General features: G+C 42.9%; 23 protein-coding genes and 1 pseudogene. 20 read left to right on the top strand and 4 right to left on the bottom strand.

The features are described 5' to 3' along the window. Positions 1-35 precede the first annotated feature (35 nt). Both ACK8P5_RS15230 and ACK8P5_RS15225 read left to right on the top strand, forming a co-directional pair. The gene (locus tag ACK8P5_RS15230) at positions 36-965 is read left to right on the top strand and encodes a manganese-dependent inorganic pyrophosphatase (protein ID WP_422657116.1); all 930 of its coding nucleotides are present in this window, start codon (positions 36-38) and stop codon (positions 963-965) included. A gap of 258 nt (positions 966-1,223) precedes the next feature. After that, positions 1,224-1,742 carry a hypothetical protein gene (locus ACK8P5_RS15225; RefSeq protein ID WP_422657115.1) on the top strand — a complete coding sequence of 173 codons (519 nt, stop codon included), beginning with the start codon at positions 1,224-1,226 and terminating at the stop codon, positions 1,740-1,742. 89 nt (positions 1,743-1,831) lie between these two features. On the opposite strand, the gene ACK8P5_RS15220 is transcribed toward ACK8P5_RS15225, so the two are convergent. After that, complete coding sequence (locus tag ACK8P5_RS15220) at positions 1,832-2,569, bottom strand: hypothetical protein (protein WP_422657114.1); 738 nt, start codon at positions 2,567-2,569, stop codon at positions 1,832-1,834. Between the two features lie 251 nt (positions 2,570-2,820). Between ACK8P5_RS15220 and ACK8P5_RS15215 the strand changes: the two genes are divergently transcribed. The 4 genes from ACK8P5_RS15215 (at position 2,821) to ACK8P5_RS15200 (ending at position 5,434) form a co-directional block, all read left to right on the top strand. Next, positions 2,821-3,594 (top strand): amino acid ABC transporter substrate-binding protein, encoded by a 774-nt coding sequence (locus tag ACK8P5_RS15215; RefSeq protein ID WP_422657113.1) that lies wholly within the window; start codon positions 2,821-2,823, stop codon positions 3,592-3,594. Positions 3,595-3,637: 43 nt separating this feature from the next. Beyond that, positions 3,638-4,297: an amino acid ABC transporter permease gene (locus tag ACK8P5_RS15210; RefSeq protein ID WP_422657112.1), complete on the top strand. Its 660-nt coding sequence runs from the start codon at positions 3,638-3,640 to the stop codon at positions 4,295-4,297. A 15-nt stretch (positions 4,298-4,312) separates the two neighbouring features. After that, positions 4,313-5,059, top strand: coding sequence for an amino acid ABC transporter ATP-binding protein (locus ACK8P5_RS15205; protein ID WP_422657111.1), 747 nt, complete (start codon positions 4,313-4,315; stop codon positions 5,057-5,059). Positions 5,060-5,227: 168 nt separating this feature from the next. After that, positions 5,228-5,434: a hypothetical protein gene (locus ACK8P5_RS15200; RefSeq protein WP_422657110.1), complete on the top strand. Its 207-nt coding sequence runs from the start codon at positions 5,228-5,230 to the stop codon at positions 5,432-5,434. A 31-nt stretch (positions 5,435-5,465) separates the two neighbouring features. On the opposite strand, the gene ACK8P5_RS15195 is transcribed toward ACK8P5_RS15200, so the two are convergent. The 3 genes from ACK8P5_RS15195 to ACK8P5_RS15185 all read right to left on the bottom strand — a co-directional run bounded on the left by ACK8P5_RS15195 (position 5,466) and on the right by ACK8P5_RS15185 (position 8,024). Beyond that, the gene (locus ACK8P5_RS15195) at positions 5,466-6,212 is read right to left on the bottom strand and encodes a sulfite exporter TauE/SafE family protein (RefSeq protein ID WP_422657109.1); all 747 of its coding nucleotides are present in this window, start codon (positions 6,210-6,212) and stop codon (positions 5,466-5,468) included. 147 nt (positions 6,213-6,359) lie between these two features. Beyond that, positions 6,360-7,028 (bottom strand): pentapeptide repeat-containing protein, encoded by a 669-nt coding sequence (locus tag ACK8P5_RS15190; protein WP_422657108.1) that lies wholly within the window; start codon positions 7,026-7,028, stop codon positions 6,360-6,362. 27 nt (positions 7,029-7,055) lie between these two features. Next, the gene (locus ACK8P5_RS15185; protein WP_422661484.1) at positions 7,056-8,024 is read right to left on the bottom strand and encodes a helix-turn-helix transcriptional regulator; all 969 of its coding nucleotides are present in this window, start codon (positions 8,022-8,024) and stop codon (positions 7,056-7,058) included. A gap of 135 nt (positions 8,025-8,159) precedes the next feature. Between ACK8P5_RS15185 and ACK8P5_RS15180 the strand changes: the two genes are divergently transcribed. The 14 genes and pseudogenes from ACK8P5_RS15180 to ACK8P5_RS15115 all read left to right on the top strand — a co-directional run bounded on the left by ACK8P5_RS15180 (position 8,160) and on the right by ACK8P5_RS15115 (position 21,560). After that, positions 8,160-9,062, top strand: coding sequence for an SDR family oxidoreductase (locus ACK8P5_RS15180; RefSeq protein WP_422657107.1), 903 nt, complete (start codon positions 8,160-8,162; stop codon positions 9,060-9,062). 277 nt (positions 9,063-9,339) lie between these two features. Then, a complete protein-coding gene (locus ACK8P5_RS15175; RefSeq protein ID WP_422657106.1) occupies positions 9,340-10,188 on the top strand; it encodes a hypothetical protein in 849 nt (282 codons plus the stop codon). A gap of 244 nt (positions 10,189-10,432) precedes the next feature. Then, positions 10,433-11,188 (top strand): class I SAM-dependent methyltransferase, encoded by a 756-nt coding sequence (locus ACK8P5_RS15170; protein WP_422657105.1) that lies wholly within the window; start codon positions 10,433-10,435, stop codon positions 11,186-11,188. Between the two features lie 94 nt (positions 11,189-11,282). Further along, a pseudogene (locus tag ACK8P5_RS15165) lies at positions 11,283-11,665 on the top strand (DUF302 domain-containing protein). 163 nt (positions 11,666-11,828) lie between these two features. After that, positions 11,829-11,984, top strand: coding sequence for a hypothetical protein (locus ACK8P5_RS15160; RefSeq protein ID WP_422657104.1), 156 nt, complete (start codon positions 11,829-11,831; stop codon positions 11,982-11,984). 94 nt (positions 11,985-12,078) lie between these two features. Further along, positions 12,079-12,747 carry a hypothetical protein gene (locus ACK8P5_RS15155; protein WP_422657103.1) on the top strand — a complete coding sequence of 223 codons (669 nt, stop codon included), beginning with the start codon at positions 12,079-12,081 and terminating at the stop codon, positions 12,745-12,747. Positions 12,748-12,779: 32 nt separating this feature from the next. After that, positions 12,780-13,346 carry a peroxiredoxin family protein gene (locus ACK8P5_RS15150; RefSeq protein WP_422657102.1) on the top strand — a complete coding sequence of 189 codons (567 nt, stop codon included), beginning with the start codon at positions 12,780-12,782 and terminating at the stop codon, positions 13,344-13,346. Between the two features lie 107 nt (positions 13,347-13,453). Then, positions 13,454-13,798 carry a hypothetical protein gene (locus ACK8P5_RS15145; protein WP_422657101.1) on the top strand — a complete coding sequence of 115 codons (345 nt, stop codon included), beginning with the start codon at positions 13,454-13,456 and terminating at the stop codon, positions 13,796-13,798. A gap of 196 nt (positions 13,799-13,994) precedes the next feature. Beyond that, positions 13,995-15,272, top strand: coding sequence for a class II aldolase/adducin family protein (locus ACK8P5_RS15140; protein WP_422657100.1), 1,278 nt, complete (start codon positions 13,995-13,997; stop codon positions 15,270-15,272). Between the two features lie 164 nt (positions 15,273-15,436). Further along, positions 15,437-17,506 (top strand): bifunctional aldolase/short-chain dehydrogenase, encoded by a 2,070-nt coding sequence (locus ACK8P5_RS15135; protein ID WP_422657099.1) that lies wholly within the window; start codon positions 15,437-15,439, stop codon positions 17,504-17,506. 260 nt (positions 17,507-17,766) lie between these two features. Continuing rightward, positions 17,767-18,543, top strand: a complete 777-nt coding sequence (locus ACK8P5_RS15130; RefSeq protein WP_422661483.1) for a DeoR/GlpR family DNA-binding transcription regulator — start codon at positions 17,767-17,769, stop codon at positions 18,541-18,543. Positions 18,544-18,587: 44 nt separating this feature from the next. Next, positions 18,588-19,316 carry a (Fe-S)-binding protein gene (locus ACK8P5_RS15125; RefSeq protein WP_422657098.1) on the top strand — a complete coding sequence of 243 codons (729 nt, stop codon included), beginning with the start codon at positions 18,588-18,590 and terminating at the stop codon, positions 19,314-19,316. Continuing rightward, positions 19,313-20,827, top strand: a complete 1,515-nt coding sequence (locus ACK8P5_RS15120) for a LutB/LldF family L-lactate oxidation iron-sulfur protein (RefSeq protein WP_422657097.1) — start codon at positions 19,313-19,315, stop codon at positions 20,825-20,827. Before ACK8P5_RS15125 ends, ACK8P5_RS15120 begins: the two co-directional genes overlap by 4 nt. Next, positions 20,820-21,560, top strand: a complete 741-nt coding sequence (locus tag ACK8P5_RS15115; RefSeq protein ID WP_422657096.1) for a LutC/YkgG family protein — start codon at positions 20,820-20,822, stop codon at positions 21,558-21,560. The genes ACK8P5_RS15120 and ACK8P5_RS15115 overlap by 8 nt, the downstream gene beginning before the upstream one ends. Positions 21,561-21,678: the final 118 nt, after the last annotated feature.

Here is a 21,678-nt window from a genome sequence, read left to right as displayed (position 1 = left end):
AGTCTTAGATAATCAAACGACGGAGGGCATTTATTATGGAAAAAACTTTAATCTTTGGACACAAAAATCCGGACACGGATACAATCTGTTCTGCAATTGCGTATGCTGAATTGAAGAAAGAACTCGGTCTAGAAGCGGAAGCAGTTCGCCTTGGAGAGATCAATGGAGAAACCCGTTACGCACTTGATTACTTCAAAGTGGAGTCACCACGTTTTGTTGAGACCGTAGCCAATGAAGCAAAAGAAGTTATTCTCGTTGACCATAATGAGCGTCAACAAAGTGCAAGTGATATTGACCAGGTTCGCGTCGTAGAAGTAATTGACCATCACCGTATTGCTAATTTTGAGACAAGCCATCCGCTTTATTATCGTGCTGAACCGGTAGGGTGCACGGCAACTATCCTAAACAAGATCTACAAGGAAAAAGGTGTGTCGATCCGTAAGGAAATTGCTGGTCTTATGTTGTCCGCTATTATTTCCGATTCCTTGCTCTTCAAATCTCCTACTTGCACAGAAGAAGATGTAGCTGCAGCTCGTGAATTAGCTGAGATTGCTGGTGTTGATGCTGATTCTTACGGATTGGACATGCTTAAAGCTGGAGCAGATCTAAGTGATAAGACGATTGCACAATTGATCTCTTTAGATGCTAAAGAGTTCCAAATGGGCGGAGCTAAAGTTGAAATTGCACAAGTAAACGCAGTAGATACGAATGATGTTCTCTCCCGTCAAGCTGAATTGGAAGATGCAATTTCCGCGATCATTGCAGAGAAGAAATTGGACTTATTCGTTTTTGTTGTCACAGATATTTTGAATAATGATTCCGTTGCACTTGCGCTGGGACAGGAAGCTCACGCGGTTGAGAAAGCTTACAATGTCACTCTTAACAATAACCAAGCATTCTTAAAGGGTGTCGTTTCCCGTAAATCACAGATTGTCCCTGTATTGACGGAGTCGTTCAACAAGTAATAATAAACTTTCATTTGGTAACCCGTTTGTTACACTTTGGTGTGACAGACGGGTTATTTGCATGCGGAAGATTGAATTATTGTAATGTTTTGAAGACGAAATGAAACCCTTTTTGTAGCTAATCTGAATATAATAATCATATAGAACGACGAAGAAATGTGATGTTTTACCTAAGAAATGGTTTTATGTTCCATGAATCAGGGTAATTGTTATATAGATATCCGTTCTCCATTGAATACATAAGGGGAGTTGTTATTTATGAAAAAGCCAGTATGGAAAATGATAGCGATGATGTTAGTGGTATTGATGATGATGACGTCGGTAGGTGTTGCTTCAAGTAATGAGGAATATACACCGGTTGTGAAGACACCCAATCAAGAGGCTGTGTTCATTAATTCTATAGACATAAAAGATGGAAAAGTGTATCTAAATGTTGATCCGATCCAGTGGTACGAAGGCGAAGAAGCGAACGAAATCTTCCGTGAACGCGAACAAGATCCTGAAATGACAGAAGCGCCGGATGGTTATTATATTGTGAATGACGAGGAAGAACAAGTGGTTCTGAATGTCGCTGATCATGCGGAAGTACAGCTTCAACTATACGATCACACAGGACGTATGGAAGATGCTCAGATTAATTGGAACCAAGCCGTAAGCTTGAAGAAATTCTTGGCTGTGTATAATAAGAATGATATCATCGACATGAAGTGGTTCCCGTATCATATTACAATCGAAGATGGTACCGTTGTAAAAATTATTCAGCAATACACTCCATAAACGAAATTAAAGGGGCAGTCAGATCGAATGATCTGAACTGCCCCTTTGTTTATAGTTTGAAGAAGCTAACACGTTGTCTTCACACTAGCTTATTGTTCAGGTGAGATCTGTGAAACACTTCGCTGCTTGGAAGGATTTTTCTTAAGCTCAATGTTCCGTGTATGAACGAAACTCGTAACAAAATCCTTAACTTTCGCTTTACGTTCCTCGTACGATTCTTTAGTTAGCTTCCCCTCTGCAAAACGTTGGTCCAAATGATCCGTAACCGCTTTTACTTGCTGATCAATGACAGTCTGAACACTGACGCCGTTTTCTGAAGCGATATCAGCGAGTGATTTTCCGGAATGCAGGGATTGCTTAAGCTGTTCAGGAGTCACTTTCAGTATTTTTGACAATTCATCGGCATTAGCTAGGCGACCGTGACGCCGTTTATTACCATGATGCCATCCGCCTTTCTTATCAATAAGCTTATCAGCTACTGCTGAAAAATCCATGTTAGCACCGAGTGGTGTTGGTCTTGAAGCTGCACGTTCCTTCATCAATTCAATCACTTTAGTCTTTAATGCTGCACGTTCAACACCTTGCTGTTTTGCGATATCAGCGAGTGATTCCTTCTGCAGCTTATCGTACATAACTTTAGACTCCAGGTTAAGGAATGTGGCGAGTTCCTTCAGCATACTGCTACCATGTTTAGAGATATGTTCACTTCCTTGAAGGACTCCCTCTTTAGACATCTCTGCATTAGATATTCCTTGAAGTGTTAACGAGAATATCAAGGTGAGAGCAAAGCTAAGTAGCCTTTTGGTCCATATGTGTTTATTACGCAATACAATCTACCGCCTTTCATCGTTAGTTGGTGTTTCTATCCATCATTGTTTCCGTGTAACCTGAATTCATCCTTAAGGTTTGCTTAAGATCTCCTGAATTTGAAACGAGATCAATGACAGTAAGTGTCGCAAAACGTCGACTTTTGTCATCTAATATGGTATCATGAAGCTCTGATAACGTGCTAAAGCGCAAAAGAAATGACTGGCAATGAAGACATGTCCAGTCCAAGCATACTAGGGGGCATTTTGGAATGAGAAAGACATTGTTATTTTTGATGAGTGGATTATTATTATTTTCTATGATTGGATGCTCCAGCGCTGACAACTCGAGTGGAAAAAAAGAATTGATTATTGGCATTGATGACAAGTTCGCTCCGCTCGGATTCCGTGATGAGAAGAACAATATTGTCGGATTTGATATTGATTATGCGCGTGCCGCGGTTGAGAAGATGGGCTATGAAGTAAAGTTTCAACCTATAGATTGGAAGGCCAAAGAATCTGAGTTAATGAGCGGCCGAATTGATCTGATATGGAATGGTTACACGATTACAGATGAACGCAAGGAGAAGGTTTTATTCACGAAACCATACTTAGAGAACAGTCAAGTCGTGGTTGTCTTGAATGATTCGAAAATGAAAAAGATTGATGATTTAGCAGATAAGAATGTAGGGCTGCAAGGACTTTCCTCCGCTGCTAATGCGCTTGATAGTAATGAGATCAAATCACAAATCAAGAATATTTCTGAATATCCAGACAACGTACTTGCGCTTAGCGATTTAAAAAATGGCCGTGTGGATGCTGTCATTATCGATGAAGTTGTTATTAAATACTATATGTCGAAAGAAGAAGGAACTTATACGTTGCTTGAGGATACATTGGCTCCAGAAGATTATGGAATTGGTATCAAGAAAGGAAGGGATGACCTTCTAAATGAGCTTCAGACAGCTTTGGATACACTCAATTCAGATGGAACATCCGCAGAAATATCGAAGAAGTGGTTTGGCGAAGATAAGGTTTTTAAATAAAGAAAATCCTGAACACCAGGTTATAACATAGGAGCTTGAAATCATGGACATCAACTATTTAATTGACATCACGATCCCAATGCTGGAGGGTGCTCAGGCGACGATATTGCTGTTTATAATCGCAATCCTTGCCTCCATTCCTCTTGGCTTCGGTCTGACTATGATGGCGAAGAGTGCGATTAAACCGCTAGTGTGGGTCGCGAATGCTTATATTTACGTCATGCGAGGAACACCGCTTTTACTTCAGCTGTTGTTCTTTGTATATGGACTTCCCTTGCTGCCTGGGATAGGAGAGCATTTAATTATGGACCGCTTTGTAGCGGCTAGTCTGGCGTTTGTACTGAATTATGCTGCATACTTTGCGGAGATATTCCGTGGTGGCTTGCTTGCCATTGATAAAGGTCAATACGAAGCGGCACAGGTGCTAGGGCTCAGTCGCTGGCAGACTACAACTCGTATTATTTTGCCTCAGATGTTTCGTATTGCTCTGCCCTCCGTATCGAATGAGTCGATCACGTTAGTGAAAGATACGGCACTGTTGTACGCTGTCGCAGTTCCCGAGATACTGTATTTTGCCCAGACAGCTGTCAATCGGGATTTCAAGTTACTACCATTCTTTGTAGCGGGGATAATATTCTTACTTATGACCCTCGTGTTAACGTTATTGTTTAAGTTCCTTGAACGCAAGTTCAAATTCGAATAAAGGACTGTCTAAGAAATGGCTATTATTGAAGTTTCTAATCTTAAAAAATCATTTGGTGATTTGGACGTGCTGAGAAATGTGTCCTTTGAAGTAAATAAAGGCGAAGTTGTTGCCATCATAGGGCCATCGGGTTCTGGAAAGAGCACGATGCTTCGCAGCCTCGTTCATCTGGAAGAAGTTAATGGAGGGTCGATCCGCGTCCAGAATGAATACCTCGTTCAAAATGGGAATTACACAGATTCTAAAAGGCTTAAGCAAATTACCTCGCGTATGGGAATGGTATTTCAACACTTTAATCTATTTCCACATTTAACGGTTGAGAAGAATCTTGAACTTGCTCCTAGACACGTAAAAGGGGAGTCAGATGTGAATGTACGTCATAAGAGTGCAGAACTGCTGAAGAAGGTTGGTCTTTCAGACAAGGCAGGAGTTCACCCAGGCAAGCTATCAGGCGGGCAGAAGCAGCGTGTAGCCATTGCTCGAGCGCTAATGATGAACCCTGACATTTTGCTGTTCGATGAACCTACCTCGGCATTGGACCCAGAGCTCACTGAAGAGGTGCTGCAAGTTATGAAGCAGATTGCTGAAGAACATATGACAATGGTCATTGTAACGCATGAAATGGGCTTTGCAAGAGATGTAGCAGACCGTGTCATCTTCATGGATCATGGTGAAGTGATCGAGTCTGGTACACCGGAACAAATATTTGATCACCCGAAAGTAGAGCGAACCCGTGCTTTTTTGAACCGGGCATTACATTAATTAGAAAAGACGAAAGTGATAGCATTAAAAATGCTGCGCTTTCGTCTTTTTGTTGTAGTTATGAATTGCGCATTGTTTTGATGTGAGAAGAATAAAAGAATGTATCATCAACAATATTAAGGGGGCGGGAAATACATTGGTGAGAATCTACACAAGGAGGCGATAAATATGGAGCAGCAAGACCCGGATCATTTCATAAATGCAGAACATATTCCCGAAGAGATACTGGATCAATCTTATGCAGAATTATATCGAAACATTGGGTATTGGGTGGAACAGTCTGAAGGAATAACGAATGTCCCGAGCCCCCAAAAATTTGATGAGAGTATCGATCCTCTCACGGACAATTTGTCAGCTGATGAAAATACAGATTAAAAAGGGAATCATTCGGTATTTATATATTATCTTATCCTAATAACATGATTGTTCCACCTAACATAGGTACGGCGATCATGGCTAATCTGAGTAATATCTTAGGTGCCCTAGCAGTAAACTTAGCACCTATATAAGAACCGATCATCGTGCCGGCAACCACCTGTAGAAGAAGACTCCAATCGATATATCCGGCCTGGAAATAGCCGAAGCCTCCGAATAAAGCAATTGGCATGATGACAAGCATTGTTGTGCCTACAGCAAGCCTCATGGGCATATGGAACAGAATCATAAGTGCAAGCTGGATAAAGGGAGTAGAGCCGATTCCGAATACCCCTGACATACCACCTGTGAGTAGTCCTGAGATCGCAGCCATCATCCAAAAATGAGATGATCGAACGGAATTGAGAATGGGACGACTCGTAAGAGTCATTCGGGTCCTTGCCCATATTAAGATACCGGAAAGAAAGAGCATTAGGGCCGTACACCATACCAGCTTGTCCTCTGGAATGAGACGGGCTGCAAAGCTACCTGCATAAGCTCCGATTGCCCCAAATAGCCCGACGGCCAATCCCACGGAGAAGATGGTGTTGCGCTCCCGCATATGGCTGATCGATCCGGCGAGCATCGTAAATACCATTGCGGCAATTGATGTGCCAAGAGCGGTATGAACGGGGATATGAAATATTGTTACAAGTAAAGCGATGATGAATCCCGAACCGCCGGCTCCTACAAATCCAAGAAGAAGCCCCATGAGCAGCATGGTGAAAAAGATAATCATGTATGTTCGCTTCCTTCGTGATGAGATAGATACAGATAACCATTTTATTATTATACAACATTTGCTAAGGTCCGCTCTTTTTCTCATAAGAATAAAGAAGACAAGTGATCGTCCTCTTGGGCGAAAGCTTGTCTTCTTTGGGATAGTTCATTCTTTTACGATCAGTCCAAATATTTTGGTGAATAAAACGGCCTGAGTGGGTGAGATAATGCATCCCTGAAGGTCCTCTAATGTACAACCTAGATTATGAAAATCTGTTTTGCTTAGATCGATTCCAGCGAGCTTCGTACCGGAGAACTGCGCTTGGTCAATGTTGGTATCTTCAAAATCTACCTTCGATAATTCAGAATGATAGAAATCCGATTTAATTAGTGAAGTAGAGCAGAAGGATACCTGCTTCATATTCGCAAAACGAAGGGTGGCATAATCTCCGGTGCAATGATGAAATGAAGTGTTTCGGATGGTTGCTGCTGTAAGATCAAGCCCTAGTATTTTGCAGTGATTAAATTGTGTTCTGTGAATGATGGCATCACTTAAGTCGACATTAGACAAATCGCAGTGATTAAATACGACATCGGTTAGCTCAGCATTTTGAAGTGAAGTGTGTTCAAAAGTCGCCCGGTTAAATACCGTTTGATCAAATAATACTTTCTTGGCGTTCGTATAGGAGATGCGTTCATCCTCAATAACGACTTGTCTGAAGCTGGATTCGTCCTCGATCTCAAGATTAGATAATGATATGGAATCAAGTACTTTGGGGATTTTGGGTGCTGCGATTTTGATACTGCTATTGGTCGATCGTGAAACTTGTGACATGATATACCTCCGGTCATAGAAAAGGAATCAGATCCATTCCTCGTTTGTAGATTCATACTGTTCCATCATTAGCTTAACTTGGGCGATTACCCGTTCCTTGAGTTCTACAGGGCTGTGTACGCGAATAAACGGTCCGTGTGACAAAATAATCTCGCAAGCAGACTCCAATGTATCGAATTGTACTTCGGCTTTTATCCAATCCTGCTTATAAGGGGCTTGGTTGAGAATCTTAACGTAGCGCTCTCGCTCAAGTCGACTTAGTCGTGACTCTTCGAGATAAAGAGTAGCCGGATAACGGGGCAAGTTTTGTTTAAACTCCTTCATGGAGGACTCCCAGTAGCTGGATAAGTTAAAGTCAGCAGGCCGTTCAAAAGAATCCTCGAGCATCTTGGCGTTCAATAACCGGGATATTCGATATGTACGCATTTCGCCATCAGTTTCAGCGGCGACATACCAAACGTTCCGTTTAGCGATGAGGCCTAGGGGATGAATGATTCGCTCGACGATTTTATCTTCACGCTGGTACTGAATCGCTAGCTTTCGCTCACTCCACACCGCGTCTTGAACCGTTGATAAGCACGATATAGTATCATGTGCTGGGCTCCAGCCTGCACCATCGATATGAATACGAGATCTCACCACTTCTGCTTCCTTACGGATGGAATCTGGAGATGAGGCTAATATTTTCTGAAAGGCTGTCTCATAATGCTTCAAGATGCCTAAATCTCCGAGGAGATGATCCTGATTGGAGAGAAGCAGGGACATCAGTTCTTCCTTCTTCATGCCAGTCAGCTTGGTCTGGTAGTGCTCAGATAGACGCCAGCCCCCGTGAATTCCACGTTCTGCATAGATGGGAATACCGGCGGCGCTAAGAGCTTCCATATCGCGATTAATCGTTCGCTCAGATACCTCTAATTGTTCTGCAAGATGACGGGAGGTCATTTTGCCTTTGTTTTGCAAGATTAGAAGGATAGATATCAATCGATCAGCTTTGATGATGCTCACCCCGTTTCTCTCAAGTAAATGTTTTTATTAGTGTACCATGAAAATAAGACAAAGGATGTCATATATAGTTTGCTACACTAGGTACATATTCAATCTGATCACGATGATAAATGGAGGATTTATAATATGAATAACAAACCTTTGTCAAGAAAAGTAGCCGTAGTAGCGGGCGCAACAAGAGGAGCTGGGCGTGGTATTGCAGTTATGCTAGGTGCTGCGGGTGCGACCGTATATTGCACAGGAAGAAGCACGAGGGAAGGAAGGTCAGATATCAACCGACCCGAGACGATAGAGGAAACGGCTGAGATGGTTACAGCACGCGGCGGGAAGGGTATTCCAGTGCGTGTGGACCATACAGAAGAGAAAGAAGTAGAAGCGTTTTTTAAACGTGTGGATGAAGAACAGAACGGACAGCTAGATATCCTTGTCAACGATATATGGGGAGGAGAGCAGTATGTAGAGTGGGGCGTTCCTTTCTGGGAGCATTCTCTGGCTTCCGGTATGCTGCTTCAAGAGCGCTCTGTTCGGGCGCATCTGATTACTAGCTATTATGGTGTTCCTCTTATGGTGAAGCGCAAGCAGGGGATCATCATCGAGATGACAGATGGTGTAGGTTACAGCTACCGGGGGCAGTTATATTACAGCTTGGCCAAAATATCTCCGATCCACTTAGCTACCGCAATGGCGGAGGATCTTCGTCCCTATAATGTAACCGCCGTATCAGTTACGCCAGGCTTCTTACGATCAGAGCAAATGCTTGCGTTCTATGAGGTGGAGGAAGAGAATTGGCGCGATGCTGTAGCGAAAGAACCGCATTTTATCGAATCGGAGACACCGTATTTCGTTGGGCAAGCAGTAGCGGCACTCGCTGCAGATCCAGATGTATTTACGAAGTCGGGTAAGTCTCTGAGTAGTTGGGTGTTGTCGGATGTGTATGGATTCATTGATATCGATGGGAGAAAGCCGCATTGGGGGAACTATGCGCTGAAGCAAGGTATTATGGATAAAGAGCAGGTTGGTATGGAGTGAGTTTTTTATAGGAGAGTTTATTGGTGAGAATCTTAAGATATGAGTTGTTGTATGAAACCTGTTTGGAGTTATCCAGACAGGTTGTTTTTTACATGTCTGTATTTTCATTGAGCGAGGTTATTTTAGAGGAAGAATAATCAAGAAGATCATGGACTAAGAGCTGAAAAAAACTATTATACATAGTAGGGGATGTTATTCTCACATATTCATTTTATAATTTAGAAAGTCTTCTGAGTGTATACATCATCGATCTTTGAATAGAGGGAGAGTGACGGTTATGGACCGGACGAAATCTCACCATGATGGCAGTCAGATGGAACGGTTGACGAGAGGCTTTTCGGCTGAAACGCTAGAATTAATAACCAGTTTATCTGAAGAGGCTCTGCAACAGAAATTAGCTCGGATGATTACTCCTCCGATTACCCTGAATGAACGTACTGATTCTGAATTACTTGAACTTTATTACACTTCTTCATATGTTCATCTGTTTGAGACTTTCAATATTCCTAAAAAAGCGAAGCTGTTTGAAATTGCTGCTGGTGATACAATCTTCATACCTAAAGCGTTGAATGCCTATGCAGACGAAGGAGCCAAGTACATCACAGCAAATCTCAATAAAAGTCTAACAAGCGGTTTTAGGGAAAAGGCATCAGAGTTAAGTATTGAGCTAGAGATCATTGAAGACAATGGTATCAATATTCTGAGTTACTGCGGAGAAGGTAAGGTGGATGTCGCTGTATTTCATCATGCGATGAATGATATTGTACAGACCATTATTGCAGAGCGAGAAGGAAACGATACCGTTAATGTGGATTGGTGGACCGCTGAACCTCAGATGCTCCAGACAGTAATGGCCTACCATAACCGAGGAGAGTTAAAGACCGCAGCTTATAGCGAGTTCATTAGCATTATAGAAACCTGCATGAAACTGCTGAAGGAAGATGGGTACTTTATATTTGATAATTGTACCTATGCAGGCTATGAGGACATGGGCTACAATTCAGATTTCCACAGTAACTACATTCAGTTGGCCAGAGAATGGATTCATGAGGCAGATCTTGGGCTGCAAGAAGTAGAACTGGAAGGCTTTGATCCGAAGTGGTGGATGGTATTACAGAAGACCTAATAATGACCTCCTCTAGCGTTCATTTTCGTAAAGGGTACCTCTTAGGATATACATTGGATTATCCCCAGGGTAATCCAATGAAATTCTAGGGGGTATTTTTATACCAGCAACGGAGAAGGCATTCAACTTGTATTTAGCACAAACGGAACAGTAAGCGGGCGTTATAAGTCTTATACTGTGAATAAGAACTGAATTTGTATGATCTGTAATCTAGTAATCTATTAACTCGTAAAGGAATGAGTATATGCAGCAATATTATGGAAGTCTATGTACAGAGGTATATGATCTCAGCAAACCGCTTGGACATTCTTTTGGTGATGTAGAGTATTATAAGGAACGTCTGGGCGATACATCAGAGAGCGTACTGGAAGTCGGTTGCGGTTCTGGACGGGTGCTAATCCCACTGCTGCAGGCTGGATGTAAGGTGGATGGGTTAGATAATTCAGAGGATATGTTGGAGTCTTGTCGTAGTAGATGTTCTGAGCTAGAATTAACACCGCGTCTATACAAGGAGGAAATGCACAATTTCCAATTAAAGCAACAGTACAACGCCATTATCATTCCAGCGGGCTCTTTTCAACTGCTCGAAGGCAGGGAGACGGCTATCACAGCACTTCATACGATATATGAACATCTCGCTCCGGACGGGAGAATCATACTTGACCTATTTCTTCCCACGGATTACGATACCAAGTCTGTCTCCACAAGAACCTGGGACACAGAAGCGGGAGAGGTCCTTACCCTTGAGGAGAAACGAATAGAGGTTAATTTGCTTGAGCAGCGAATGGTGTCTTTATTAAAATATGAAAAGTGGAAAGATGGGCGGCTACTTCAATCAGAGCTGCAGAGATTTCCTCTTAGTTGGTACGGTCACTACGAATTTATACTCCTTTTGGAGAAAATCGGGTTTCGTGAGATTACAGTTTCAGCAGATTATAAATATGGTGAGCAACCAAGCCACGCTGAGCAAATGCTCACTTACGAGGCAGTAAAGATTTAATTGTAATAAGCGTATTCTACTATTGTTGAATCTGCTCCTGAATGTATGGGTAATCATATGTCAGAGGTATTTTACTTCTAAAGGAGGAGTCAACATGTTTCATTACACCGTTCAGACGAATAAATCACCGACACAGGCTATTTCAGATTTGACGGACAGCTTGAAAGAAGAACAATTTGGTGTTCTCTGGAGCCTTGATATGAAAGAGAAGCTGAATGATAAAGTGTAGACTTCAATCAGCTGTATTATATTCTTGAGGTATGTAACCCGGTAGAGGCGAATCGTGTTCTATCCGAGAATGTGCTCGTCGGTTACTTTCTTCCTTGTAAAATTGCTGTATATGAGGACCAGGGAACCACAAAGATCGGTATGCCTAAACCGACTGCCCTCATTAATTTTTTAGAGAACGATAAGCTGTCTGCAATTGCTCAGGAGATTGAGCAGCGCTTAATAAGTTGTATTGATCATATTATCTAAAATGAAATGCAGCTATATAAGAGCTGACCAAGAGGCCAATTTCGGCCTCTTTTTTTATTAGATTGGAAGACAATTTGAATAGTATTAGAGCATTAGGATGGAACGATGACATATGTTAAACGTAGTAGTTGTTAGTATGAACGCATGATTGGAGGAATTAACGATGGATAGAGGTTATTTTGTAGGGTGGGGCACACTGGCTCTAATTAATGTAGGAATTGCTCAAGGGAAGAATCGAAGCGGCCTGAACTGGTTCTTGCTTTCTTTACTGTTAGGTCCAGTGGCTACCTTTTTTCTAGTTATCGCAGACAAAAGATAGTTGAGAGAGTTGACATATGAACTTGATCTTACTAACATATAGAGTATACCCCTATAGGTAATTTATGTTGAGAGGTACATAAGGAGGGAAGCGTTTGAGTACGATAGCTTTGGGTCCATTCATGATCCGGGCGGATATATTGATCTTTCTTTTATCTGCGATAGTCGGCTTTATCGTTCTAAAGATTCGTCTTCGAGATCGAGAAGAATCGAGTTTTATTCTAGATACCTATGTTAATGCATTGATCATTGGGTTTGTCGTCTGGAAGTTCAGCATGATCGTATTCGATCCGATACGCACGATTCAGAATCCGTTATCTCTATTGTACTTTACGGGTGGGGACAAAGGGATCCTTCTAGGAACAGCATTAGCCCTTGTATATATAGGATTTCGGCTGAACAAAAATAAGTTGTGGATCATTCCATTGTTAAAGGCGTCCATATTAGCATATTTAGCAGGAGCTTTTACAAGATGCCTCCTTTTATGGTTGTGGGATGAATCCTTATGGATCATTGGCTTTATGTATGTGATACTCCAAGGCGTATTCTTGGTGCTCGTTTGGGTGAAATATGATGTTTCGATACGTGTCTTTAGCTCACTCGCCTTATGGTACAGCATTGGCTCGGTACTGATCCCTTTCTTTGATCCGAATCGTTACGCTGTTGTGGCTGGATTTAATTCGGTTCAAATTACGTTTGGCATTGTAGCGTTCGCCCTGCTGTTATTGGATGTGTTTTTAAGTAGATCGAACAAAATAGGCTGATCATTGGATGAACTTAATGAAGGGGGATGCTCGTGAAGAAAAATGGAATTGCCATTTTGATATTACTTGGTCTTATTGCTTGGGGTATATATGATTATTCCAGCAAGAGAGACGAAACTCAAACGCAGATGAGCAATGGAAATATGGAAGTGGATGAAACGATACCTGAGGGGCTTAAAGTTGGAAATAGGGCACCAGCGTTTTCCCTCCAGACGAAAGATGGGGAGTCAATTCAACTATCAGATTACAGAGGAAAGACTGTGCTCTTGAATTTCTGGGCTTCATGGTGTCCACCGTGTAAAATTGAAATGCCATATATGCAGGATTTCTATGAAGAATATCAAGACAAGGATACTGTTGTATTAGCGGTGAATATGACACATCTGGAGAAGAATGCGGAGGATCCGGGAGCTTTTCTAGAAGAAGTAGGGGCAACATTTCCAATGGTATATGATCTTCAGGGAGAGGTGACGGATAAGTACAAGATCGTTGCATATCCTACGACTTATGTTCTTAATAAGCAAGGAATTATTACAGACCGGTTTCAAGGGGCCATTGATCATAGCATTATGGTGAAAGCCTATGAAAAATCGAAATAATACAGCTAATAAGTTGAAGTAATCTATAAAAAGTAGACGTTTGTATCTGACAGGAACTCACCCATTGGAATAAAATGAATCAATTCAACGGGTGAGGAGGATGAGCGGTGCATAACATTTATCCACTTTCAGCAGATACTTGCAAGCCTTATATAGGTCGTCAGGTTTGCGCAGTGCTTCATGATGGTACACAAATAACTGGAACTATTAGAGGTGTAAGTGACAAAGGACTGGAGTTTGAAGAAGCGTATCCAAGCGCTAATATAATGTCAACAAAGCCAGACAAGGCGAAAAAACAACTGAAGTCTATGGTGAAGAAGGCAGAAACCTCGGCCTTTGGACCTGGATTTGGTTACGGATATGGATACGGAGGCGGGTTTGGTTACCCTGGGGCTGCCTTAGCTTGGACTTCGATTGCATTATTATTCTTAGTGCCTTTTTTATTCATTTAATATTATAGATAGAATAAGTATGAAGCAGCTCTATTCAGGGCTGCTTTTTTTATGATTCATATACATAGAAAAGGATTAGTGAGTGCGATTCATCATTGGCGAATACAATTCCTTGAAGTAAACTTAAAAACAAAAAAACAAAAGAAAACAAATACTGGATTTATTTGAAATCTTTTGTTAATTGGAGGCGCTGAACATGCAAACAGAAATGCTTCATCCGGCTGATCAATTATTAATGATGATGGAACGGATCTACAGCTATGGAATGACCACGACGTCTGGAGGGAATCTGTCCATTAAAGATGAGAACGGGGATATATGGATCACGCCCGCTGGAGTGGATAAGGGAGCCTTAACACGAACAGATATCGTGTGTGTAAAATTAGATGGAACGGTGAACGGTCACCATAAACCTTCAAGCGAATTTCCGTTTCATCGTTTAATTTACCGCACACGTCCAGATTTAAAAGCCGTAGTGCATGCTCATCCTCCTGCGTTAGTATCGTTTAGTATCGTTCGGAAAATTCCAAACACGAAGCTGCTTCCGAATGAAGAACTTATTGTGGGCGACGTAGGAATGGCTGAATATGCGCTTCCAGGAAGTGAAAAGCTTGGTGAGAATATCGCGGCAGAGTTCGCTAAAGGTATGAATAGTGTCATGCTTGAGAATCACGGTGTGGTTGTAGGTGGGAACAATTTATTTGAAGCCTTCCGTGCGTTTGAGACGTTGGAATACTGCGCGAGATTAGAAATTAATGCTCATCGGATCGGTACGCCGATCACACTGCAGATGGTTAGCCGAGATAAGCCTCAAGTAACAATGAGTGAGTTTCAACCGGGAGAATATACAACCGAGGAACGCGAAATACGAAGAGAAATGTGTATGCTTATCTCTAGAGCGTATGACCAAAGATTATTCATCAGCACACAAGGAACATTCTCGCAGCGAATGTCAGATGGCTCCTTCGTGATTACGCCTTATGGGGATGACAGGAAGTATTTGCAACCCAAAGATTTAGTTCGAGTTGAACAAGGAAAATATGAGGCAGGTAAAATACCGAGTCGTTCGGTGGAGTTCCATGAGCTTATCTATAAGACACAACCCCATGTGAAGTCCATTATTATTGCGCATCCACCTAACATTATGGCATTTGCTGTGACAGATACATCATTCGATTCACGTACGATTCCGGAAAGTTATATCTTGCTTAGAGAAATGCCGAAACTTCCGTTTGGTATGGTCGTTCATCAAGCTGAACAGGCCGCAGCTTATTTCAAAAAGGATACTCCACTTGCCATTGCGGAGAATGACTGCGTCATCGTAACCGGCTCATCCTTGCTTAACGCATTTGATCGGCTCGAAGTGGCAGAGTACAGTGCCAAAGCATTAATAGATACTTTTATTTTGGGACCTGTACAGCATATCGATGAGGCTAAGATCCAAGATCTTAAAGAAGCATTTCACTTAGAATAAAGCTATTCGTTAACAAAAAAAACGAAATATACGATCAACTTATAGCCCGTTTATTTTTGAATAACACCTATTCAAAAGTAAACGGGCATGTTATTATGTTTTCAAATACATTGTGAATATTTCGTTACAAATCCAAATTAACGCATCCGAAGGGAGATTCATTCATGGTTCAAAGTTTATGGAACAATACAGAGGCAGCTCAAGCGAACAACACGCTAGATGAACTTGTATACCGCTCTAATATTATTGGTTCAGATCGCCGCGTGTGCAATTGGGGCGGAGGAAATACATCAAGCAAAACCATCGTAAAAGATTTCCGCGGCCGTGATGTGGAAGTGATGTATGTTAAGGGAAGTGGGTCTGATCTTGCTTCTATGAAAGCAGGCAATTTTACAGGACTTCGAATGGATGATATTAGACCATTGTTCGAGCGCGATCAAATGCCAGATGAAGAGATGGTAGCATATCTCGCGAATTGTATGATTGATGCCAAAGATCCAAGAGCTTCGATTGAAACATTGTTGCATGCGTTTCTTCCTTTTAAACATGTGGACCATACCCATCCCGACTCCATCATCAGTCTTTGCTGTGCGGACAACGGTAAGGAGCTAGCGAAGGAGATCTTTGGTGACCGTTTCGTTTGGGTTCCTTATGTACGACCTGGATTTACGCTATCCAAGATGATCGCTGAAGGTGTTCGAAGTAATCCGAATGCTGAACTGGTATTAATGGAGAAGCACGGCCTTGTAACCTGGGGTGAAACTTCTGAGGAGTGCTATGCTCAAACGATCAAAATCATCAGTGAAGCGGAAAGTTTTATTGAAAGTAAATTTAAGCAAGATCAATTATTTGGTGGTGTGAAACATGAAGCGCTACCTGCTGATGTACGTCATCGAATTGCCGCAGAAGTGATGCCTTTGGTTCGTGGTGCGGTAAGTGATGTGAAGAAGATGATCCTTTCCTTTGATGACGAGGCAGATGTGCTGGATTTTGTCGGTGGTAAAAATTCAGCAGAGCTTTCACAGGTTGGAGCGGCTTGCCCAGATCACCTGGTACATACCAAAATGGTCCCTCTTTTTATTGACTGGACACCTAATGCAAATGATATTGAAGGACTTAAAGTGAAACTGCAAGAAGGTATTGCTTCATATAAAGAACAATACAAAGCTTATTTTGACCGTAACAAGCATGAAGGAGATGTAATGTTTGAAGCCGCTCCTCGTGTTATTTTGATTCCGGGTGTTGGGATGATTAACTCCGGCAAAAGCTGGTCAAATTCTAAAGTAAGTGGTGCGCTTTATCATCGGGCAATTGCTGTTATGCGCGGGGCAACAGCACTCGGTCAATTCGTATCTCTGAGTGAGAACGAATCTTATAACGTAGAGTATTGGCCATTAGAGCTTTATAAGTTAACTTTGGCTCCGAAGGAAGCTGAATTCTCCCGTCAGGTAGCTTTTATTACTGGAGGAGCAGGTGGAATTGGCAGTGAAACCGCACGTCGACTCGTTTCTGAAGGAGCACATGTTGTCCTTGCAGACCTGAACCTTGAAGGTGCAGAGAAGGTGGCTGCAGAGATTAATGAGACATACGGTGAAAACCGTGCGATCGCTGTGAAGATGGATGTAACGGATGAAGAAGCGGTGTATGCTGCTTATCAAGCTACTTCACTTACTTATGGCGGTGTTGATATCATCGTGAACAATGCTGGTCTTGCAACTTCCAGTCCTTTTGATGAAACAACACTTAAAGAATGGAATCTGAACATGAATGTTCTTGGAACAGGTTACTTCCTGGTTGCTCGTGAAGCGTTTAAGATCATGAAACAGCAAAGTATCGGGGGCAGTATGGTATTTGTGGGTTCGAAGAACTCTGTGTATGCTGGCAAGAATGCCTCAGCTTATAGCTCTGTGAAGGCACTGGAAGCACACTTGGCACGTTGTATTGCGGCTGAAGGTGGACAGTATGGTATTCGGGTGAATACGGTCCTTCCGGATGCGATTTTGCAAGGTTCTGCGATTTGGAATTCCAATTGGCGCAATGAGCGTGCAGCCGCTTATGGTATTGAACCGGATCAGCTTGAAGAGTATTACCGTAAGCGGACAACACTATTAGTAAACATCTATCCAAGAGATATCGCAGAAGGAATCGCATTCTTCGCGTCATCGCGTTCGGAAAAAACGACAGGATGTATGCTCACCATTGACGGTGGTGTACCTGCTGCATTTACCCGTTAAAAACAGAATTAACTCTGTAATACAATAAATGAATAATAGGAGAGAGACGCTTTGGACACGGTTATTATAGCGGAGTTTGAAGCGTCTCTTTTGAGAAGAAAAGGTTGGACGAATTTCAAAGGCCAGACGGTTGATCTGTGAATCATTTGAGGTTAAGGTAAATGAGCCGGAATAAGTGGCAAGGTAGGCTGAAGCTTACGAAATATTCGTCAAATCTTGAATTTGACTTCAAAAATACAATAGTAAGGATGAAGAGATTTATGCTGGTTGCTGAACGTTATGAGAAAATTGTGCAGTTGGTCAATGAAAGAGGAAGTATCCGGGTAACCGAACTGAGCGAGCTTTGTGGTGTAACGGAGGAAACGATCCGCCGGGATTTAGATCGGCTTGAGGATTCAGGACGTCTTCGCCGGTCCCATGGAGGCGCGGTTAGTGTGAAAGATCAACCGTTTTCTTGGCGTTCGCAACCGGAGATTCCTTTTACTGAACGAGAAATTATGCATGCCGAAGAGAAGCAGCGCATTGCCGAGGAAGCTGTGAAACAGATCGAACCTCATCAGCGGATTTTACTCGATGCGAGCTCGACTGCTTGGTATATGGCACGACTGATTCCAGATTACCCTCTAACGGTGCTGACGAATTCGATTAAAGTCGCGGCTGAATTAAGTGGCAAGGAGAAGATTGAAGTCATCTCCACTGGTGGTATATTGGCTCATCGTTCTTTGTCGTTTGTAGGTCCTTTAGCAGAGCGTTCTCTGGACTCCTATCATGTGGATAAAGCATTTCTTTCCTTCAAAGGTGTTCACGTCGAGAGAGGGTTAAGCGAATCCAATGAGCTGCAGGCGAGAATTAAACACAAAATGATCGGGATGGCGGATCAGGTCATTCTTCTTGCAGATGCGAGTAAATTCGGCGTTCAAGCTTTCACTAAAGTGGCGGATCTTGAGCGTGTGAATACCATTATTACAGATCAGCGTCTTGCGACAACCGAAGCGGAACCTTTTATAAAGCGTGGAATCAGAATGATCTCTGTATAATCTGCCAGCTTATGACTAACTGAATAGTAAGTGGGGTGCTACTTATGAAAATATCCTTATTTGTAACCTGTTTAAGTGATGCTTTATTCCCACGGGTATCTGAAGCGATGGTTCGGCTATTAGCCCGTTATGGCGTTAAACTTGAATTTCCAGACATTCAGACCTGCTGCGGACAGCCTGCTTACAATAGCGGCTATTGGAATGAGGCACGGACAACCGCCAAGACCATTTTGGATGCTTTTGAGGACAGTGACTTTGTCGTGTCTCCCTCAGGTTCATGCACATACATGATTCATCACTACCCAGACTTATTTAAAGATGATCCTATCTATTTAATGAAAGCTGAAGATTTACAAAAGAAAACTTATGAATTTACTCAGTTCCTCGTTAAGGTTCTCGGTGTAACAGATATCGGCGCTACATTCGCTCAAAAAGTAACTTATCATCCATCCTGTCACGGCAGCCGTTTGCTTGGTGTAAAGGATGAACCGATGGAGCTGCTTCAGCAAGTTAAGGGTCTGGAGTTCGTACCGCTTCCTTTAGCAGAAGACTGCTGCGGATTTGGTGGTACGTTCGCTGTGAAAATGGCGGATATTTCAGGAGCAATGGTTACAGAGAAGGTAGATCATGTCATTGAGACCGAAGCTTCCGTATTGGTTGGCCTTGATATGGCATGCCTGATGAATATTGCGGGTAACCTGAGATACCGTGGTGAGAAGGTACAGGTCATGCATTTAGCCGAGCTTCTCTATGAAGGGGTGAAAGAGGCATGAGCACAACGGAGATCAAAAAGATGAGTGTAAAACAACGCTCCAGCCTGGCCTTGAACAATGATTTTCTACGAAGTGCGGTACGGTTTACGACAGAGAGATTGCGAAGCGGGAAGCTTCAAGCATCCGCAGATCATGGCAACTGGGATACATGGCGTGAACGTGGACGTCAAATCCGGCTCCATACGATTGCGAATCTTGACTATTACTTGAATCTTTTTGCAGATAATGCCCGCGCGAATGGAGTTCATGTCCATTTTGCAGATACGGCTGAAGAAGCCGTGAATCTTTCTCTTCAGATTGCTGAGTGGAACTCTGCTAAATCCGTTGTGAAATCGAAATCGATGGTTTCTGAGGAGCTGCATCTGAATAAAGCACTCGAGTCCATTGGGGTGGAAGCCGTAGAGACCGATCTAGGAGAGTATATAATACAGCTAGCAGACGAAACTCCGTCGCATATTATCATTCCTGCCATTCACAAAAACCGTTACCAGATTGCAGATTTGTTATCGAAGGAGGCCGGAGAGACATTGCCACCGGATACTTCGATATTAGCTGGATTTGTTCGGAACAAGCTAAGAGAAAAGTTTTTGGATGCGGATATAGGTATGACCGGTTGTAACTTTGCTATTGCCGAAACAGGTTCAATGGTATTGTTCGAGAACGAAGGTAATGCTCGTATGGTAACGACACTTCCGAAGACACAGATTACACTGATGGGGATGGAACGGATTATTCCGTCTTGGACCGATCTCGAAGTGATGGCGACTTTACTTCCTCGTTCGGCTACAGGGCAGAAACTGACGGTTTATATGTCCGGTATTTCAGGACCACGTAGAGAACGTGACGGAGACGGTCCTGAGGAAATGCATATCATTATTATCGACAATGGTCGTTCCTTGCAACTTGGAGATCCGGAGTTTCAGGAGCTTCTGAATTGTATTCGCTGTGGAGCTTGTTTAAATGCTTGCCCGGTCTATCGTCAGATCGGAGGACATGCGTATGGCGGAACTTACAGTGGACCTATAGGAGCGGTACTTACACCTGCTCTTAAGAAGAATGTAGCGGAATGGGATGACATTGCGAATGCGTCAAGTTTATGTGGTGCTTGTTATGAAGCTTGCCCTGTAAAAATCCCTCTACACGATATGCTTGTCTCCTTGCGCCGGCGTAAGGTTGAGGCTGGCAGAGGCAATAAGCTTGAAGGAGCAGGAATGAGTGGATTTGCAGCCATCATGGGCAATTCTAAGCGCTATAAAGCTGTGATCAGACTTGGGAAGATTGGACAGAAGTTAGTTGTTCGTGGTGGCGAGATCCGTACGAAACTCGGCCCGTTAAAAGGATGGAACTCATACCGTGTTACTCCGAGCTTGCCGAAGGAATCTTTCCGAGATAAGTGGCCGACACTGGAGCAGGAAATCCGTAATGGTGTTAAGGAAATGGATGAAGGAATGGAGAATAGGCTGAAGCAGATCATGAAGGATCGGGAGACGGGAGGGGGACGCCATGACTAAACAGCAATCTCATCAGGAATGGCTTGCAGATCTAGAGTCACAGTCGAAGAAGAAACAGGAAGCGCTTATGAATAGAATTGCTGCTAAGTTGAACAGACCACGTGTGCTTAAGAAGCCGGAACAGCCTTTCCGCGGCGCTCCCGAATTCTGGAATGAGTTTAGCTGGTCACCCCAAGAGCGGATTCAACATTTCACATCGAACATGGAAGCTGCAGGTGGTTATGTTGTGCATGTAGCGGGCATGGACCAAGTGAAGCAATTCATTACGACGAAAGCAGGAGATATGAGTGCTAGTCGGATTTTAAGGCAAAATCAAAAGGAGCTCTCAGAACTTAATCTGGAAGGTGCACTTCCTCAAATCAATATCTCCGTATGGAATGACAATCCTGAAACAGACTGGCGCTCAACAGCAGCAGAAGCTGACTTCGGACTCGTTGTGGCGGATCATGCTGCCGCGTATACCGGATCGATGGTTGTCATGTCCTCGCCGGATAAAGGTCGATCTGTTAGTTTGCTTCCTACAGTACTCATCGTCATTATTCCGATAGAACGCTTAAAGACTCGTCTTGGAGAAATATTAGTGAACTTTGATGAAGTTGGAAGAGAGAGTCTTCCAGCGGGTATCCATTTTATCTCGGGTCCTAGCCGTTCTGCGGATATAGAGAACGACTTGACGATTGGTGTCCATGGACCTGGAATTGTCTATGCACTGCTTGTGGATCAGTTCGAATAGAGCAGACTCATGTTTATTGTGTAATACTCTTATATGCATCCTCTTCCGTGTACAGGGCTTAATAGGTACACAGAAGAGGGTGTTTTGTGTTTAGGTATTTAACACGAACTTCAACCTA

The sequence above is a fragment of the Paenibacillus sp. EC2-1 genome, assembly GCF_049311625.1.
Taxonomy (GTDB): domain Bacteria; phylum Bacillota; class Bacilli; order Paenibacillales; family Paenibacillaceae; genus Paenibacillus_AQ.
The sequence above is the reverse complement of the archived record's forward strand: the minus strand, read 5'-3'. Positions and strand labels throughout refer to the sequence as shown.

Coding starts and splice junctions, on each gene's coding strand:
- ACK8P5_RS15230 (WP_422657116.1), top strand. CDS start 36: ATGGAAAAAACTTTAATCTTTGGACACAAAAATCCGGACACGGATACA.
- ACK8P5_RS15225 (WP_422657115.1), top strand. CDS start 1,224: ATGAAAAAGCCAGTATGGAAAATGATAGCGATGATGTTAGTGGTATTG.
- ACK8P5_RS15215 (WP_422657113.1), top strand. CDS start 2,821: ATGAGAAAGACATTGTTATTTTTGATGAGTGGATTATTATTATTTTCT.
- ACK8P5_RS15210 (WP_422657112.1), top strand. CDS start 3,638: ATGGACATCAACTATTTAATTGACATCACGATCCCAATGCTGGAGGGT.
- ACK8P5_RS15205 (WP_422657111.1), top strand. CDS start 4,313: ATGGCTATTATTGAAGTTTCTAATCTTAAAAAATCATTTGGTGATTTG.
- ACK8P5_RS15200 (WP_422657110.1), top strand. CDS start 5,228: ATGGAGCAGCAAGACCCGGATCATTTCATAAATGCAGAACATATTCCC.
- ACK8P5_RS15195 (WP_422657109.1), bottom strand. CDS start 6,212: ATGATTATCTTTTTCACCATGCTGCTCATGGGGCTTCTTCTTGGATTT.
- ACK8P5_RS15190 (WP_422657108.1), bottom strand. CDS start 7,028: ATGTCACAAGTTTCACGATCGACCAATAGCAGTATCAAAATCGCAGCA.
- ACK8P5_RS15180 (WP_422657107.1), top strand. CDS start 8,160: ATGAATAACAAACCTTTGTCAAGAAAAGTAGCCGTAGTAGCGGGCGCA.
- ACK8P5_RS15175 (WP_422657106.1), top strand. CDS start 9,340: ATGGACCGGACGAAATCTCACCATGATGGCAGTCAGATGGAACGGTTG.
- ACK8P5_RS15170 (WP_422657105.1), top strand. CDS start 10,433: ATGCAGCAATATTATGGAAGTCTATGTACAGAGGTATATGATCTCAGC.
- ACK8P5_RS15160 (WP_422657104.1), top strand. CDS start 11,829: ATGGATAGAGGTTATTTTGTAGGGTGGGGCACACTGGCTCTAATTAAT.
- ACK8P5_RS15140 (WP_422657100.1), top strand. CDS start 13,995: ATGCAAACAGAAATGCTTCATCCGGCTGATCAATTATTAATGATGATG.
- ACK8P5_RS15135 (WP_422657099.1), top strand. CDS start 15,437: ATGGTTCAAAGTTTATGGAACAATACAGAGGCAGCTCAAGCGAACAAC.
- ACK8P5_RS15130 (WP_422661483.1), top strand. CDS start 17,767: ATGCTGGTTGCTGAACGTTATGAGAAAATTGTGCAGTTGGTCAATGAA.
- ACK8P5_RS15125 (WP_422657098.1), top strand. CDS start 18,588: ATGAAAATATCCTTATTTGTAACCTGTTTAAGTGATGCTTTATTCCCA.
- ACK8P5_RS15120 (WP_422657097.1), top strand. CDS start 19,313: ATGAGCACAACGGAGATCAAAAAGATGAGTGTAAAACAACGCTCCAGC.
- ACK8P5_RS15115 (WP_422657096.1), top strand. CDS start 20,820: ATGACTAAACAGCAATCTCATCAGGAATGGCTTGCAGATCTAGAGTCA.